Raw genomic sequence first — 15,534 nt, 5'->3', positions numbered from 1 at the left:
TGTAGATTCAATCTGTCAATGCAACACCCCTTTCAATTATCTCTTTCGGTGTTTTGAACTTCAGTGTCTTTCTCGGTCTGTTGTTTAGCTGAGCAGCAACCAGATCTAGTTCATGTTGAGTATATTGGGCAAGACATGTCTTTTTAGGAAAGTACTGCCGAATTAGCCCATTTGTGTTCTCATTTGTTCCCCGCTGCCAAGGACTCTGAGGATCGCAGAAGTAAACTTTAACGCCGGTGCTGACAGTAAATTCTAGATGTCTGGCCAGTTCCATTCCTCTGTCCCATGTCAGTGATTTTCTGAGTTCTGACGGTAAACTCAGGAATTTGTCGGTAAGAGCCTGATTTACTGAGACAGAATCTTTGCCCCTGAGTCTAAGGATGATCGTATAACGTGATTTTCGGTCTACAAGTGTGACTATATGAGAGTTTTTTGTACCTGAGACTAAATCGCCCTCCCAATGCCCCAGAGAGCGTCTGTTATCGATATTTCGGGAACGTTCGTGAATTGGTGTTCCGTTCACTATGTTAATCGTACCTCTTTCGCCTTTGCGGGTATGACGCCTGCCATGGCGAAGGCTATGCGACCGTCGCAGATGCTGTATATTCAGGTGGTGTAGCGCTTCACGGCTACGAAAGTACAGCGTTTTATAAATTGTCTCAGGTGATATTCGCAGCGTTTTTTGACGTGGTTTTGTTCGCCTTAACCATCCTGATATTTGCTCTGGAGACCATTTCATCTCCAGCTTTTCCAGAACAAGCTTTCGCAATGGTAAATTTTGATCCAGTAAGCACGGTTTTGGCCTTTTCGCCATTCTGTTGGCTCGGTTATTAGCATCAACAGCTTTGTAATAGCGTCTGCCCCGATTACGCTGAACTTCACGTGAGATCGTCGAAGGACTGCGATTCAGCGCAGTAGCTATCGCACGAATGCTCATTTTGGCTGACAAACCAGCTCGTATCTCCTCGCGCTCAGACAGTGTCAGGTGAGCTACAGCCCGCTTACGCTCATGGGGTTTTATGCCGCCAGTATCCCTTAACATAGTGAAGATCGTTCCGGGTTTTGAACCCAGGATATTCGCTATTTCACTGAAGCCTGTTCCGTTCTTCCATAGTTCAAAAACAGAGGCTTTTTCCTCTGCTGTAAATGTTCGTCTCATTCAAAAAACCTCCGCAACCCCATGTTTTCACATAACTGTTGCGTTGACCAATTGAATCTACAGTCGCCATGTTTAACAGGAAAACCCAGCGTAAAACGGAAATGTGCCGGGGTGAACTGTCCTTCGATCAGGCTTTTGAACAAAGCTACAGCCAGGCTGTGATCACCCGTTTAACTGAAGAACAAATCCGCCAGTTCATGCTGCCGGCAGAGTCGGTTCGCGTGAAACCAACCGGAGAATTCACGATGGAAAGCGGCGGCTCCCTGTTTGGCCGCAAAAACACCTACTGGAGTGAGCTACTTGTCAGCCATCGCTCCCGCAAAATTACAGTCCGTTTTGACCCGCGTAACCTTCACAGTGAAGTGGCCTGTTACGACCTTGATGGCCGCTTCCTCTGTATGGCGGAGTGTCGCGCCGCAGTGGCGTTTGGTGATACCGAGGCTGGTCGTGAACACAACCGCGCCCGTCGTGAAATGATGCGCAGCACGAAGAAAGCAACGAAGGCACTAAACCGTATGACGGCGATTGAAGTTAACGACCTGCTACCGAAGACAGAACATGCAGAGTTGCCGGAACGTCATGTTGTTGAGCGTGTATTCAATATGGGTAATACCGTCAGACGTGTGGAGGAAATACAGGACACGCAAACCGAGAATGATGTGATTTTTCAGACGTTCGTTAATAAAGCGAAACAGTCGCAGAAATAAAAAAAGCGACGTTGCGAGCGCCGCTTTGAATGAAGTGAATCAGTTTTAACACCTGATTAAGTACAGGCCATTTGAAAAATACAGGATTAATAATCATGACGCAAATTAACCATGATGTTGTGCGTAGTGCCATTCGTGAATTAATTGACAGCAAAGCGATTTCAGGCGCAGCTCTGGCACGTGAAACCGGCACCTCAACGGCTACGGTTTCTCAGTTTCTGAACGGGAAATATAAGGGCGATAACGATACGGTTGCCGCCAGCCTGAATACCTGGCTGGAAAGCCACACTGCCGCGAAAACCTCGCTGCCAGTGGCTCCTGATTTCGTTGAAACACCGACCTCACAAAAAATTCTCGCCACCCTGACGTGGGCGCAACTGGCCGGAACGATTGTGCTGGTTTACGGCAATCCGGGCGTCGGTAAAACAAAAGCCATCAGACAATATGCAGCGACAGGCAACAACGTCTGGCATATCACCGCCAGCAAGTCCCGCAGCAACGAACTGGAAACGCTGTACGAACTGGCGCTGAAAATGGGGATTGCTGATGCACCATACCGTCGGGGCGCATTGTCCCGTCTGTTACGCCAGCGTCTGCCGGATACGCGTGGTCTGATCGTCGTGGATGAAGCTGACTGGCTGAGTCTGGATGCCGTTGAAGAATTGCGAATTCTCCAGGAGGAATGCGGCGTTGGTCTGGCGCTGGTCGGAAACCATAAAGTCTACGACCGCCTGACAGGTGGACAACGCAGTGTGGACTTCGCCCGTCTGTTCTCCCGCGTATCTAAAAAGTACGTCATCAACACCGTATCAGCCGGTGACGTGGACAGTTTTTGTGATGCCTGGCAGGTCTGCGGACAGGAGGAACGGAAACTGTTGAAGATGATCGCCCGTCGTCCCGGTGCTCTCCGTTCTCTGTCTCACATCCTCCCGCTGGCGGGGATTTACGCGCAGGGCAAGGGTGAGACCATCGGCACGTCACACATCCAGTCTGCGATGCTGGAACTGGGTCACAGCAATCTGAACGAGGAATAACACCATGATTACTGAACGTATTGCAGAACACATCAGCATGGCAGAGGCGGCGCAGAACTGGCTTCGCTCCCGTGGTAGCCGTGTCACTGACGTTCGGGTTTTCATGCGTCGCCCATTACTGGAGATTGTCTGCCCCCCAACAGAGCTGGTGCGTAGTGCATCCCGTATATCGGAAACACACAACGGCGGCACCCGCTCCGTCTGGGTAGCCAGTCTGGAAGGTTGCCGGATTATCTGGAGGTAAGTATGGGCTGGAGTACGGGGAGAGCATGGTCACGCGAAGAACTCCTTATTCTGGAACAGAACGCGGGAAAGGTAAGTGTAAGCGGTCTGGCGCTGCAGTTGGGGCGCTCTAAACAGTCAGTGCAGAATTGCGCCATTCGGCAGGGTCTTTCGCTGCGCATCAGAGCAGGAAATGATGACGACGCATATTTGTGTCGTGAGCTTTACAAGGAGGGGCTGACCATCTCGGTTATCGCCGAAAAAATGGAAATGTCCCGTAGTCAGGTATTTAACATTATTTATAGAGGTAATTAACGGAGGTGTAAATGGCAAAAATTACTGCTTATGCCTGGGCTTCGGGGTTAATTGAATTTGGACAAACACTACCCGACGGGGCTTTACCCATTATCACTGGCGAAGAAAATCGAATCAGGGATTTAATTGATATCCATGCCAGACATTCCCGTGCAGGTAGCGGGCTTCTTGTGCCGGGAGTCCTTGAAGCCAGTAACCAACATGAGGGATGTAATGCACTAATGAGATTTACTGACCTTATCACTCGTGAATATATTGAAAAATAAAGCTGAGGTTTACATGAAAGCACCCAAAAAGCCCCGCGCAAAATCAGCCGCTGCTGTTGCCGTTCCTCAATGCCGCGATGACGTAATCAGCGACATCCGCAAGATTGGCGATATTACCCGTGTCATTCTGCGTCGTGAAACGGAACTGAATGACAAAATAGCGGCCCTGACAAATGATGTTGCGCCCGGCATTGAAGCGCTTAAAAAAGAGCTTGCGCGTTTGCAGGCTGGCGTTCAGACATGGTGTGAAGCCAACCGTGCAGAGCTGACGAAAGACGGCAAGACCAAGACCGCTAACCTGACAACGGGTGAGGTTCGCTGGCGCAAACGCCCGCCCAGCGTCACCATTCGCAAAGTTGAAGATGTTATTGCGTTACTCAAGAAATTCAGTCTGGGTAAATTTCTTCGCAATAAAGAGGAAATTAATAAAGAGGCAATTCTTGCATCACCGAATGAAGTTAAGGGAATTGCAGGGATATCCATTAAATCAGATGTTGAGGATTTTGAAATAATCCCATTTGAACAAACTGTAACTGATTAATTAACTTTATTTAATTCTCCGAATTTTAATACGGCATGCCTGCCGGGGCTTCGTGCACCCGCAGGCAACTAAAGATGGAGTTTAAGCGAATGACCAAGCATACGATTATCAATATCCAGCAGATACGTGACGATATCTGCAAACGTAAAGCAATGCCGCCATTTGGCCCCGATACCAGTATTAATCGTCTTAAAACTATCAATGAGACCCAGCGCAGTTTCACTCTTGAAGTCGTGGAATTGTTGCTGGGTGAAATAGACGTCCTGTCAAAATCAGAATGGACACTGGCAGATGAACTGGTCAAGGCCCAAAAACGCATAACAGAACTGGAGGCTATGCGTGAATTGTTTTTACGTGCAAAGGCTCTGATGTATCAATCTGGCGGTGCGCCCATCGAAAACTCGCTGAATCCGATTGATGCGTGGCTGTATGACGCAGAACTGACCGCCGCTGGCATTGGCGTGAAGGGGGGATGAATAGATGGCTAAATCAATGATGGGTTACATGGTCAGGGCGTGGAATAACGAACTCAAAGGCCGTGAGTGGAATATAGGAAACAAGAAGCGGCGGAAGGCATTTGCGCGTGAACTGGCAGCGGCGAGTCTTGAGATGGATAACGATGTTGCTGACGCGGTAGAGGCTGAATTCCGTGTGCAGGAAGAAGTTTCTGATTGGGGGCGATAACAGCATGGCTAAATTTACAGACGTACACGACCTGTTAACTGCGTATCAGAAGCAGGCGCGTAAAGTACCAGCAAAAGGTGTTTACGCATCAAAACAGCGCCGTGATGAAGTGCAATCTGCGCACACGAGAAAGGTAATGCGTCAGCGTAAACGCTCGGTCGGAAAGTCGAATAAATTGGGGTTCCGTAGCCGGGCTGAAACAACGGCAGCGATAATTTGCGAAATGAATTTTTGGGCGCTGGTATGCCGCTCGAACCGCCAGAACGCCAGCCCAGCAAAATATGTTGCCGCCGCTGGCATTGGCGTGAAGGAGAAGTAACGATGAGCCGCGCATCCCTGATTAAGTTAATCCATGTTGCCCGTCGCAATCTACAGCTGGACGATGACACCTACCGTTCTGTACTGATGCGAGTGACGGGAAAGCAAAGCTGTCGTGACCTGAGAGTCGGCCAACTGGAGGATGTGCTGAAGGTACTGGAGGATAAGGGTTTCAGACGTACCCGCCCCCGTTCTCCGGCTCGCCGTCATCGTGAAACAGATATCACCGCAAAGGTCCGCAGTATCTGGCGGCAGATGCATCTTGACGGGTTTATTCGTGATGGCAGCGATACCGCACTGGATACGTTCGTCGCGAAGATGACTGTCAGAACCAACAAAGGTAAAGGTATCGCCAGCCTGGCATGGTGCCGTGGCGATAATCTTCTGATGGTGCTGGAAAGCCTCAAGCAATGGCATCTGAGAGAAATGACAGAGGCGCTGAGTCCGCGAGACCTGGCATTTCAGGATCATCGGGGTTATGACGCCATCAACAGACTGTATTCCAGTAAAGTAAGAAAGGTGCGCACATGAGCGAAAAGCAGAATGACCTGTTTGGTGATATCCAGGATGACAGCATTCTGGAGCACCTGGACGATGACAGTTCGGCGGAAACTGTGCGTTTTCCTGCACTGCTGACAGAACTGAATACGCTGCTGCGTGGCGAACTGACAAAGCATGGCGTTGACCCACGTATCTCTCTGGAGCTGGTTTACGCGATTAGCTGTCAGATTGGCGGCATGCAGATTTATTTCCCACGCGGCCAGACTCTTGAGTCATTGATTCGTGATATGAAAATCTGGCGTGATTTCAATGGCAGAAACATCACAGAGTTGGTTGAGCGTTACCGTGTTACCTATAAAACGGTGTATAAAGCAATCCGGAGAATGCGAAAGTTAGAGCAAGGTAAGAGGCAGCTCTCATTTAATATGGAGTGATAATATGGTTGGTGTGATTGTTATTAACATAGTTTGTATTATATGTGTTTTTTGGGTTTTCTTTGATGCTACTTCTAACAACATAGGAAGTTATGTTGTTAGAGAAGGTGTGCGAAAAGGATGTCGCAGAGGCATACACCCTGTGGTTTGGGCTGCGCTAAGTATATTTATACTTCCTTTTATTTGGTATCTGATCAACAGGAAATCTTTATTGATCGCTGCGGAAGAATATCCAGTAAAGACTGATAAAAGCGTAAGTTTTATTATTTTACTTTTGTTGGTATCAGGATGGTTGCTCTATCGCTACAAAGATTATTTATTCTATTAAGTCATAGCCAATACAATGAAGCCGGTTAATCCGGCTTTTTTTTCGTCCGGCACATGATGGAAGGGAAATCTAACCCACTTCCAAAGGTGCCGTTTTATGAACAACACCCCCGATTCTCCCGCATTTCGCAATGCTCTCGCTTTCGTGCTCAGCGCAGAACGCGGATATGTCAATGACCCCACTGACCGTGGCGGTGAAACCAACTTCGGTATATCAGATAAACGCGACGGTGTTGCCGATGGCATGACCGACGTTAATGGCGATGGCAAGCCTGATACTCGTATTCGTGATTTAACGGTTGAACAGGCCGGACAGATTTACTTCCGTGACTACTGGTATCCCGCGTATTGCCAGTTTTGGCCGGATGATATCGCCCTGTTTGTCTTTGACTCTGCCGTCCAGCATGGCGTCAAAAAGGCTGTCCAGTTGCTTCAGGAAGCTGCGGGTTTCACCGGCAAAAGTGTTGACGGTATCGCCGGTAAAAACACCCGCGCAGCCGTTGAACGTGCTGACCCTGACTGGCTGCTGAACCATTTATTTCTGCGTCGTTCCCGCTATTACGCCGACATCATCAAATCAAACCCTTCACAGGGCAAGTTCCTCAACGGCTGGTTTAACCGCCTGGACAACCTCGCTGACGCCTGTCGTGAGATTTCCGGTGTGCGTTATTCGGTAGCCCGGAGCTGATATGGGCAAGGGATGGGACGCTTCGCTGAAACTGGGACGACGTGACCGACTGCGGCAGGAAGTTCTTCATCGTATGGCCGGTGGTCCCGTCCCTGTTCCGACAAGTTATGAAGGTCATGACGGGACGCACGGCAGCTACTACATGCGCGGCTGGTCATCCGTCGATATCAGAGACATCGTCTGGCAATGCCAGCGATACAAGGAAAAACACAATGTTTAAATCGTTTAGCTGTGACTGGTTAAAGCTGGCGCTGGTACAGGTTTTGCGCTCCGGATGGAGCATTGTCATTCTCGTCGGCCTGTCGCTGTTCATCTGTAGTTTCTCAGGCCGCCAGGCATTTATGGTCTGGTGGCTGGCGTTGTCCGGTGTGGTCCTGGTCGGGTTCAGCATCTTTCTTGGCAATCTGCCTTACAGGCTTCTTAAACCTGAAATGCATATCAGCCGGCATGCATGTTTCTGGTCGTGGGTTGTCTGGGGAGTTGGGTTCGTTCTTATCTGCCTGAGTCCACTTTATGCCAGCCCGCTGTACCTGCTTGTCCTTGAACCACTCGGCGCAGCCACAGGATTTCTGTTCTGTCAGTGGGTTGCACGTAAGGGGCTGCTTGTATGGATCCAGTAACCCTCACCACCATTGCCTCCGTTCTGATGAAGGCCGGACCGTCATTACTGCGTACCGTGGGAGGCTGGTTCGGTGGCGACACCGCCAGAACGGCAGATTCTGTGGCGGGGATCGTTGAGAACGTCAACAGCGTCATCAACCCGCAGGACCAGCAGCGGGTGCTTGAGCAGAAACTGGCGGCGCTGCCGCCAGAACAGTTCGTCCAGCTCCAGTCCCTGAAAGTCCAGATTGAGCAATTCCAGCTTGAGCGGGACAAAGCCGTACTGGCTGACCGTCAGGCTGCCCACCATGAACAGCAGGAAACCATCCGTAACGGGGACAACGCTACGGATGAATATGTCCGTCAGACCAGACCGCTGATGGCCCGGCTATCGCTCTACAGCTGCATTGCGTATGTGATGCTGATGTCTGTGGGTCAGCAGGCTGGCGCGGTATCCGGTGCTTTTGGTCATGCCTTCTCCATGCCATCACCGGACTGGGATATCGCACTCATGCTGGCGACACCGGCGCTTGGGTATCTCGGTTTTCGCACCCTTGACGGGTTCGCCCGGTACAGCAAATCAAGCAAACACAAAACGATGGCGGCGGGTAGATGACGGATGAACTGGACAAGGCCAGCGGCCTTGAGATGGCAGACCGTGAACGGGCATTAAATGCTCAGTTAAACAGGGTTAAAGAATCTCCTGACACGCCAGGCCACTGCAACGACTGTGGTGACGAAATTGACCCGAAACGACTGGCGGCCATGCCGGATGCCGTGACCTGTATTGACTGCCAGACACTCAGGGAGACGGCATAAATGGAATGGGAAACCGTAAGAAGTAACTGGGCTGTCATCTGGGCCGGACTGATGTCCGGTATCAATATTATCCACCTGCTGCTGGTGAAAACCTATGCCCGCCGGGAAGAGATGGAGAAAGTTAACAGCCGGATGAGTGCACTTGAAAAGGCCATCGACGGGATGCCGTCACGGCAGGAACTCCACCAGTTGCAACTGGATATGAGCAACCTGCGCGGCGAAATACGGGAGTTCTCCGGAATGCTCCGGCAGGCCACACGTATCAGCGATCTGTTGCTGGAAAACGAACTGAAGGAAAAAAATTAAGAGGCTATGAGCATGCAAGAAATCCTCAACAGCGACCAGCGTCTGGTCATTCTGCGCTCACTGGTGGAGTGCGGAGACAGTGCAAACGAATCCATTCTACAGACCTGCCTCCAGACCTACGGCCACCGGGTTTCCCGTGACACCGTCCGCACCCTCCTTGCGTGGCTACGTGAACAGGGACTCGTCACCCTGTCAGATGTCTCCGGGTGTTACGTCGCCGGCATCACAGGACGCGGTGAAGATGTGGCCTTTGGGCTGGCGACGGTCCCCGGCGTCAAAAAACCACGTGCGCGGGAGTGACGATGGAACGGGCCAGAATACTTCAAATGTTAATGACCTGCCGCCAGCAGGCGGAACAGTTGCGCCGCCTGTCAGGTCTGGCGGAGCGTCGGGAGTCCGGTGAAATCGGCATGTCAGTGAATGCGCTTTTTCAGGCCGCTGTGATCATTGATTCCCTTATCAGTGCAAATGAAAAAGCACTGGAAGGCATTGCCCGGCTGGACCGCTCTGAAACCCAGCTTATCGGAGAGCGCGATCAGGTTATCGCCGTACTGGACAGCATGTATGAGGCTGTAACCGGTGCCCCCCCCCGGAGTGGAGTAGCGCATTTGGTTTTACGGATGCAATTAACGATGTAACAGAGCGTATTTTTGAACTGGAGAACATCAGCCATGACTAAAGCCCTTAAGCCACTGAGCAGTAGCCAGCGCGACATCATCCGGAAAATGGCCGCCATTCTCGTCTGTGCGGAAATTGAAGTCAGAGCCATTGCACCGCAGTTTGAAAAATCGACGGGTAAAAAATACAACTCCGAATCCGCTGATTCGTATCTGAACACATTCCTCAACAGCAATCCGGAATACAAACGCGTCTGGAAGTTGCTGCTGAAAGACAAATCCAGCGTTGAACGTGACTTCCTTGACCGTATGAGGAGGGAGAATGGCAAGTGAACGCCAGACGCGCGGACGACCTTCAAAGATTGATTTGCTCCCGGATGCGGTCCGGGAGCAACTTCATCAGATGCTGCGCGACAAACGACATACCCAGGAAGAAATCCGCGAAGCGATTAACGAGTTGATCAACGAATATAACCTTCCGGAGGACATGCAAATCAGCCGTACCGGTCTGAACCGCTACGCAAGCCGCATGGAAACGATGGGGTCAAAGATTCGCGCTTCACGCGAGATGGCTGAAATATGGGCATCAAAACTTGGCTCAGCGCCGACGTCTGACGTCGGAAAATTACTGCTGGAGTTTGTCAAAACACTGGCCTTTGAAACCTCAATGGAAATGGCTGACAGCGATAAAACTGTCGAACCAAAAGCGCTGGGCCAGCTTGCGCTTGTCGCCCAGCGACTGGAAGCTGCTGCGATGGCAAGCCACAAACGCGAGAAAGAGATCCAGCAGGAGTTTGCGAAAAAAGCCGCTGCGGCCGCAGAGACCATAACCCGTTCAGCTGGTTTGTCGGCTGAGACTGCTGCCGATATCAAACGCCAGATTCTGGGGATTGCAGAATGACGACGATGACGCCGGACAGAACACTCACCAGTCAGTCCGCTGCGGCTATCCTGTCGGGCGAGTTCGACAAAAGCCAGCTACTGCTTCCCTACCAGAAGCGGTGGATTGCTGACGCCTCTCAACTGAAGATTGCCGAGAAGTCGCGTCGTACCGGTCTGACCTGGGCGGAAGCGGCTGACGCGGCCCTCAACGGCTCAATGTCGGTGGAGGCTGGCGGGTGTGACACGTTCTACGTCGGCACAACGAAAGACATGGCCCGTGAGTTTATTGATGCCTGTGCCATGTGGGCGAAAGCTTATGACCGCGCCGCGTCTGGCATTGGTGAAGAAGTGCTGAAGGATGAAGACAAAGACATCCTGGTCTATGTCATCCAGTTCGCCAGTGGCTACAAAATTAAGGCGCTGTCGTCTAACCCGTCGAACCTGCGTGGTATGCAGGGTAACGTCATCATTGACGAGGCCGCATTCCAGGCTGACCTTGCAGCGGTACTCAAGGCGGCGCTGGCGCTGACAATGTGGGGGAATAATGTTCGCCTTATTTCCACTCACAACGGTATTGATAACCTGTTTAACACCATCATCACCGACAGCCGGGCCGGGAAAAAACGCTACTCTGTCCATCACGTCGATATTGAAACGGCCATTGCAGAGGGGCTGTATCAGCGCATCTGTCAGGTTACAAAAAAAGTCTGGTCTGTGGAGGCCGAAGCGGAATGGCTGGCTAACCTGCTGAGCGACACGGCCACAGAGGAAGATGCCCGCGAGGAATACTACTGCGAGCCGAAGAACGGCGGTGGCGTCTATATCGCACGTTCCCTGCGCGAACGTGCGGCCAGAGGTCCGACCGTTGTCCTGCGCTTCACCGGTACGGCTGATTTTAACGCGATGCCGGACGGACTGCGCCGTGTGGACATGCAGGAATGGCTGGAGACGGTCGTACTACCCGAACTGGAGAAGCTGCCGCAGAACCTGCGCCACTGTCTGGGGGAGGACTTTGCGCGTAATGGTGACCTGACCGTGTTTGCACCGGTGACAGTCAACGATGACACGACGCGCAACGTCCCGTTCCTGGTGGAACTCAGCAATGTGCCATTTAAACAGCAGGAGCAGGCGCTGTTTTATATCTGTGACAGGCTTCCCCGCCGTGACGGCATCAAGCTCGATGCGCGGGGTAACGGTCAGTATCTGGCAGAACAGGCGGCGGAAAAATACGGTGATGAAGTTGAGCAGGTGCAACTTTCCGTCAAATACTACCGGGAGAACATGCCACGGTTCCGTGCGGCATTCGAAGACAATGAGCTGGTACTGCCAAAGCATGAAGATGTGATCACAGACCTCGGCGCAATTCAGCTTTATCGCGGCGTACCGGGCATTGATGATGCACGCACTACCGGCACCGATGGCCGCAAGCGTCACGGTGACTCTGCTATCGCTATTTTTCTCGGTTTCCTCGCCAGTCGCGAGGACTGCCGGCGTTATGAAGTCCACAAGTTAAAGAAACCTTCCCGCCCCGATGAGCGTAATGAACACCGTCAGGTCCGCATCACACGGGGTCTTAAAAATCAGCGGGGATTACTCTGATGTTTAAACAACTAACCGGAGCCGTTCGTCGGCTGTTCAGTCCTGCCACGGGGGAAGTTGTCACCGTGAACAAGGACGAGCTGAAGCAGACGCAATCCGCAGCGGCGGTAATGAGTGTACGTTCCCCCTCGGCAGGTATCAGCGTTGCCAGTACGCTGAGTCCCGGCAGGCTTGCGGGGATCTTACGTAATGCAGCCGATGGTCATGCGCGTGATTTCTTCATCATGGCGGAAGAACTGGAGGAGCGTGACCTCCACTACGCCAGCGTTTTACGTACGCGCAAGCTGACGGTTTCCGGGATTGAACCTTCGGTGGAAGCCGGGAGCGATTCCCCTCGTGATGTGGAAATCGCAGATGATATCCGTAATCTCATGGCGCAACCGCAGGTTCCTGAACTGCTGTTCGATCTGCTGGACGGGCTTGGTAAAGGGGTTGGCGTCTGCGAAATCCTCTGGAATACCAGCACCACACTCTGGAAACCCCGCGATTATGAATGGGTTGATCCGCGCTTTCTGAAACCTGACCGGGAAACCCTGCGTGATTTCAGACTACTGACGGACAGGAACCCCATTGATGGTGAAGCATTGTCACCGGGGAAATTTATCGTCCATAAACCCCGCCTGAAATCCGGTTTGCCCTTGCGTAACGGTCTGGCGCGACTGGTGGCCGTTATGTATATGCTCAAGTCCTACACCGTCCGGGACTGGTGGGCGTTTGCTGAAAAATTTGGTATCCCGATTGTGGTGGGTAAATACGGCAACAATGCCAGCCCGGAACAAATCCAGACATTGCTGGATGCGATTGCATCACTGGCATCAGATGCCGGCTGCGCAATCCCCGATTCGATGAAACTGGAGATGCAGGAAGCGGCGAGCCGTAACAGCGGTGGCACTCTCTTTAAAGAGATGGCCGAATGGTGTGACGCGCAGATTAGTAAGGCCGTACTGGGGCAGACCATGACCACCGATGACGGCAGTTCACGTGCTCAGGCGGAAGTCCACAATGGTGTGCGTATGGACATCGCCAAATGGGATGCCTGGCAATTATCCAACACGCTGTCTGAATTCCTTGTTCGTCCCTATGTGGATATGAATTACGGGCCACAGGAGCATTACCCCCGCGTCGTTCTGCGCATCAGCAAACCGGAAGACCTTAAGGTTCTGGTGGATGCACTGTCGCCGCTGATTGACCGGGGGATGGAAGTTCAGATGTCAGAGATCCGTGACAAATTCGGGCTGTCTGAACCGGAGAAAGGCGCAAAAATTCTGACACCAACGGCGCAAATGACTAACCCACTACCGGCCATGAACCGTGAGCAGACCGCGCTTAACCGCAGCCAGCCTGACGTTCTTGATATGATGGTGGATGAAGCGATGAATGACTGGCAGCGTACCGGCGATGCGTTCACCAGTCCGGTGCTTGAGCTGGCAAAGAAATCTGACAGCTTTGAATCTTTTCTTGCTGGCCTGCCGGCGCTTCAGAAAGAACTTGATGCTGATGAGTTTGCGACGCAGCTGGCGATGCTCTGTTTTAAAGCCCGGTCGCTGGGAGATGTAAACGATGGCTAAGCCGGTCAGCGATAAATACAGCATTATTCCCCAGGAAGCACTGGCCTGGCTGAAGGCGAAAAAGCTGAAGCCGGGATTTGATTACCGCGATGTCTGGATGGAAGAACACAGCATCGGCTTTACTGTGGCAAAAATGACGCAGCTTGATTTGCTGGCGGACGTTCGCCAGCTCGTGGAAGACGCACTGGAGAGCGGCCAGACCTTTGAGCAGTTTCGCGAGGTTCTTAAACCTCTCCTCGTCAAACGTGGATGGTGGGGACAGCAACTGATGGATGACCCCCTGACCGGTGAAACCCGTACTGTCCAGCTCGGCAGTGACCGCCGGATGCGCGTTATCTATGACACTAATATGCGAACCGCCCGCGCAGCGGGACAATGGCAGCGTATTGAACGGACCCAACGGGCAATGCCTTATCTTGTCTACACCGTCGGCCCCTCACGTGAGCACCGTGCAGAACATCTGCGCTGGAAGGACGTCTGCCTGCCGGTGGACCATCCCTTCTGGCGAACACACATGGGGCCGAACGGCTGGGGCTGCAAATGCGGTGCACGGCAAGTCAGCCGGTATGAGTATGAACAGATGAAGGCCAACGGCACTATCAACACGGAAGCCCCTGAAGTCCGCACGGTCAGGTGGGTTAATAAACGCACCGGCGAAGAAGAGACCATTCCGGAGGGGATTGATCCCGGCTGGGCGTACAACCCCGGAATCTCCCGCAGTCACGAGCTGGATGAACAGCTACGCAGAAAACAGGACGCGTTTGACAGTCATTCGCCACAAAGATAAAAACCATCCCACAACGCGCGTGGCGGCATTAACGATTATCGCGTCATGATGCCACGTGAAAAAATCGTTAAACGCGCCACAGCGTTTTTAAACGTGTTTTAAACGCGGTTTCATGCCGCGTTTACAGTGAAGCCGGTTAATCCACCTGCATCCCCGTTTCCCCCCACACTGTCCGGAAGTAAACAACGTGACCGGACAACACCATGAACCCGAACAATACGGAACTGCTGGCGCTCTGCTTTCAGCTTCCTGACCTTACCGATGATGCATTGCCTGAATGGCTGCCGATGATACCGGCGGGAACCTTTACAGGGCGTGATGGCCGTTCATGGGTGAACAACAATCCTGAAGCCATCATTCGTGCCTCGATGGCTTATCCAAAGCTCCCCTTTGATATCGAGCACTCCACCGAACTGAAAGGCCCGAAAGGCGATGAAGCCCCGGCTTATGGCTGGATTGACGGCTATCGCGTCAGTGATGGCGTGGTGGAGGCGCACGTTGAATGGACTGATGACGGCGTGGCGCAGCTGCGCGGCAAGAAGTACCGCTATTACAGTCCGGCCTTTCGGTTCACAGCGGATGGTCAGGTCACCCGCCTGTCCAGCGCCGCGCTGACCAACAAACCCAACCTTGATTTACCCGCACTCAACTCCGAGGAAAACACGATGACCGTACCTGTCCAGATTGTGACAGTGCTTGGCCTCGCGGCCACTGCCACAGCAGACGACGCAGTAAAAGCCATTCAGCAGATTAAGACCGACGAGCAGGTGGCGCTTAACCGTGCTGAGAATCCCGACCTGACGAAGTTCATTCCGGTTGAGACTCACCAGTTAGCACTTAACCGTGCGGAAAGCGCTGAAAGCAAACTCAATGATATTGCCATCAAAGAATCAGAAGCACTGGTGGACAGCGCCATCGAGGCGGGGAAAGTCGCACCGGCCAACCGCGAAATGTATCTCGCCACCTGCCGCTCTGAAGAAGGCCGCAAGCAGTTTACTGAATTCGTGAAAGCGGCACCGGTCATTGTCAGCAAGACCACGACGACCAAAAAAGAAAGCACCGAAGGTCATGCCTCGCTTTCTGACGAAGACCTCGCGATGTGCCGCCATATGGGCATCAGCGAAGAAGAATTCCTTTCCGTTCGTAAGCAGGAGAAATAA

The 15,534-nt window shown here is 52.3% G+C and carries 27 protein-coding genes; 26 read left to right on the top strand and 1 reads right to left on the bottom strand.

Translation table 11 applies throughout. The features are described from left to right. Positions 1–7 precede the first annotated feature (7 nt). Positions 8–1,159 carry an IS30-like element IS30 family transposase gene (locus OGV38_RS07820; protein WP_286473067.1) on the bottom strand — a complete coding sequence of 384 codons (1,152 nt, stop codon included), beginning with the start codon at positions 1,157–1,159 and terminating at the stop codon, positions 8–10. A 50-nt stretch (positions 1,160–1,209) separates the two neighbouring features. On the opposite strand from OGV38_RS07820, the gene OGV38_RS07815 reads away from it, so the two are divergent. The 26 genes from OGV38_RS07815 to OGV38_RS07690 all read left to right on the top strand — a co-directional run bounded on the left by OGV38_RS07815 (position 1,210) and on the right by OGV38_RS07690 (position 15,534). Continuing rightward, on the top strand, positions 1,210–1,866 hold the full coding sequence (locus OGV38_RS07815) for a Mu transposase C-terminal domain-containing protein (protein WP_502874067.1): 657 nt from the start codon (positions 1,210–1,212) through the stop codon (positions 1,864–1,866). A gap of 95 nt (positions 1,867–1,961) precedes the next feature. Then, on the top strand, positions 1,962–2,900 hold the full coding sequence (locus OGV38_RS07810; protein WP_061068291.1) for an AAA family ATPase: 939 nt from the start codon (positions 1,962–1,964) through the stop codon (positions 2,898–2,900). A 4-nt stretch (positions 2,901–2,904) separates the two neighbouring features. Next, a complete protein-coding gene (locus OGV38_RS07805) occupies positions 2,905–3,144 on the top strand; it encodes a Kil protein family (protein WP_023277390.1) in 240 nt (79 codons plus the stop codon). Between the two features lie 2 nt (positions 3,145–3,146). Beyond that, a complete protein-coding gene (locus OGV38_RS07800; RefSeq protein WP_044712157.1) occupies positions 3,147–3,437 on the top strand; it encodes a hypothetical protein in 291 nt (96 codons plus the stop codon). 11 nt (positions 3,438–3,448) lie between these two features. Beyond that, positions 3,449–3,703, top strand: coding sequence for a host nuclease inhibitor protein (locus OGV38_RS07795; RefSeq protein ID WP_181532972.1), 255 nt, complete (start codon positions 3,449–3,451; stop codon positions 3,701–3,703). 13 nt (positions 3,704–3,716) lie between these two features. Next, positions 3,717–4,244 carry a host-nuclease inhibitor Gam family protein gene (locus tag OGV38_RS07790; RefSeq protein WP_057063585.1) on the top strand — a complete coding sequence of 176 codons (528 nt, stop codon included), beginning with the start codon at positions 3,717–3,719 and terminating at the stop codon, positions 4,242–4,244. Between the two features lie 89 nt (positions 4,245–4,333). Continuing rightward, positions 4,334–4,720, top strand: a complete 387-nt coding sequence (locus tag OGV38_RS07785; RefSeq protein ID WP_227326241.1) for a hypothetical protein — start codon at positions 4,334–4,336, stop codon at positions 4,718–4,720. Positions 4,721–4,724: 4 nt separating this feature from the next. Further along, entirely contained in the window at positions 4,725–4,928 is a 204-nt protein-coding gene (locus OGV38_RS07780) for a hypothetical protein (protein ID WP_181532974.1), read from the top strand. Positions 4,929–4,932: 4 nt separating this feature from the next. Further along, positions 4,933–5,247 carry a hypothetical protein gene (locus OGV38_RS07775; RefSeq protein ID WP_181532976.1) on the top strand — a complete coding sequence of 105 codons (315 nt, stop codon included), beginning with the start codon at positions 4,933–4,935 and terminating at the stop codon, positions 5,245–5,247. A 2-nt stretch (positions 5,248–5,249) separates the two neighbouring features. Beyond that, complete coding sequence (locus tag OGV38_RS07770; RefSeq protein WP_181532978.1) at positions 5,250–5,777, top strand: gp16 family protein; 528 nt, start codon at positions 5,250–5,252, stop codon at positions 5,775–5,777. Then, entirely contained in the window at positions 5,774–6,181 is a 408-nt protein-coding gene (locus OGV38_RS07765) for a Mor transcription activator family protein (protein WP_016239620.1), read from the top strand. Before OGV38_RS07770 ends, OGV38_RS07765 begins: the two co-directional genes overlap by 4 nt. Before the next feature lie 4 nt (positions 6,182–6,185). Continuing rightward, complete coding sequence (locus tag OGV38_RS07760) at positions 6,186–6,509, top strand: hypothetical protein (RefSeq protein ID WP_181532980.1); 324 nt, start codon at positions 6,186–6,188, stop codon at positions 6,507–6,509. Between the two features lie 96 nt (positions 6,510–6,605). After that, positions 6,606–7,196: a glycoside hydrolase family 108 protein gene (locus tag OGV38_RS07755; protein ID WP_286473143.1), complete on the top strand. Its 591-nt coding sequence runs from the start codon at positions 6,606–6,608 to the stop codon at positions 7,194–7,196. 1 nt (position 7,197) lies between these two features. After that, positions 7,198–7,416 (top strand): hypothetical protein, encoded by a 219-nt coding sequence (locus tag OGV38_RS07750; RefSeq protein ID WP_058587178.1) that lies wholly within the window; start codon positions 7,198–7,200, stop codon positions 7,414–7,416. Then, entirely contained in the window at positions 7,409–7,816 is a 408-nt protein-coding gene (locus OGV38_RS07745; protein ID WP_023277380.1) for a hypothetical protein, read from the top strand. The genes OGV38_RS07750 and OGV38_RS07745 overlap by 8 nt, the downstream gene beginning before the upstream one ends. Then, on the top strand, positions 7,804–8,412 hold the full coding sequence (locus tag OGV38_RS07740; protein ID WP_109862676.1) for a hypothetical protein: 609 nt from the start codon (positions 7,804–7,806) through the stop codon (positions 8,410–8,412). Before OGV38_RS07745 ends, OGV38_RS07740 begins: the two co-directional genes overlap by 13 nt. After that, positions 8,409–8,615 (top strand): TraR/DksA family transcriptional regulator, encoded by a 207-nt coding sequence (locus OGV38_RS07735; protein WP_044712129.1) that lies wholly within the window; start codon positions 8,409–8,411, stop codon positions 8,613–8,615. The genes OGV38_RS07740 and OGV38_RS07735 overlap by 4 nt, the downstream gene beginning before the upstream one ends. Continuing rightward, positions 8,616–8,921, top strand: a complete 306-nt coding sequence (locus tag OGV38_RS07730) for a DUF2730 family protein (protein ID WP_016239613.1) — start codon at positions 8,616–8,618, stop codon at positions 8,919–8,921. Between the two features lie 12 nt (positions 8,922–8,933). Further along, positions 8,934–9,221 (top strand): VpaChn25_0724 family phage protein, encoded by a 288-nt coding sequence (locus OGV38_RS07725; protein ID WP_016239612.1) that lies wholly within the window; start codon positions 8,934–8,936, stop codon positions 9,219–9,221. Between the two features lie 26 nt (positions 9,222–9,247). Continuing rightward, positions 9,248–9,559, top strand: a complete 312-nt coding sequence (locus OGV38_RS07720; protein WP_286473141.1) for a hypothetical protein — start codon at positions 9,248–9,250, stop codon at positions 9,557–9,559. 33 nt (positions 9,560–9,592) lie between these two features. Next, positions 9,593–9,871, top strand: a complete 279-nt coding sequence (locus OGV38_RS07715; RefSeq protein WP_109862674.1) for a hypothetical protein — start codon at positions 9,593–9,595, stop codon at positions 9,869–9,871. After that, positions 9,861–10,439 carry a DUF3486 family protein gene (locus tag OGV38_RS07710; protein ID WP_016239609.1) on the top strand — a complete coding sequence of 193 codons (579 nt, stop codon included), beginning with the start codon at positions 9,861–9,863 and terminating at the stop codon, positions 10,437–10,439. Before OGV38_RS07715 ends, OGV38_RS07710 begins: the two co-directional genes overlap by 11 nt. Further along, positions 10,436–12,019: a terminase large subunit domain-containing protein gene (locus OGV38_RS07705; RefSeq protein WP_109862673.1), complete on the top strand. Its 1,584-nt coding sequence runs from the start codon at positions 10,436–10,438 to the stop codon at positions 12,017–12,019. Before OGV38_RS07710 ends, OGV38_RS07705 begins: the two co-directional genes overlap by 4 nt. Beyond that, positions 12,019–13,587: a DUF935 domain-containing protein gene (locus tag OGV38_RS07700; protein WP_191029477.1), complete on the top strand. Its 1,569-nt coding sequence runs from the start codon at positions 12,019–12,021 to the stop codon at positions 13,585–13,587. The genes OGV38_RS07705 and OGV38_RS07700 overlap by 1 nt, the downstream gene beginning before the upstream one ends. Beyond that, positions 13,580–14,374, top strand: a complete 795-nt coding sequence (locus tag OGV38_RS07695) for a phage head morphogenesis protein (protein WP_181532995.1) — start codon at positions 13,580–13,582, stop codon at positions 14,372–14,374. The genes OGV38_RS07700 and OGV38_RS07695 overlap by 8 nt, the downstream gene beginning before the upstream one ends. A gap of 203 nt (positions 14,375–14,577) precedes the next feature. After that, the gene (locus OGV38_RS07690; RefSeq protein WP_286473139.1) at positions 14,578–15,534 is read left to right on the top strand and encodes a phage protease; all 957 of its coding nucleotides are present in this window, start codon (positions 14,578–14,580) and stop codon (positions 15,532–15,534) included.

This window comes from Citrobacter sp. Cb080 (assembly GCF_030334745.1).
GTDB classification, from domain to species: domain Bacteria; phylum Pseudomonadota; class Gammaproteobacteria; order Enterobacterales; family Enterobacteriaceae; genus Citrobacter; species Citrobacter braakii.
This window is presented reverse-complemented; position numbering and strand designations above follow the sequence as displayed.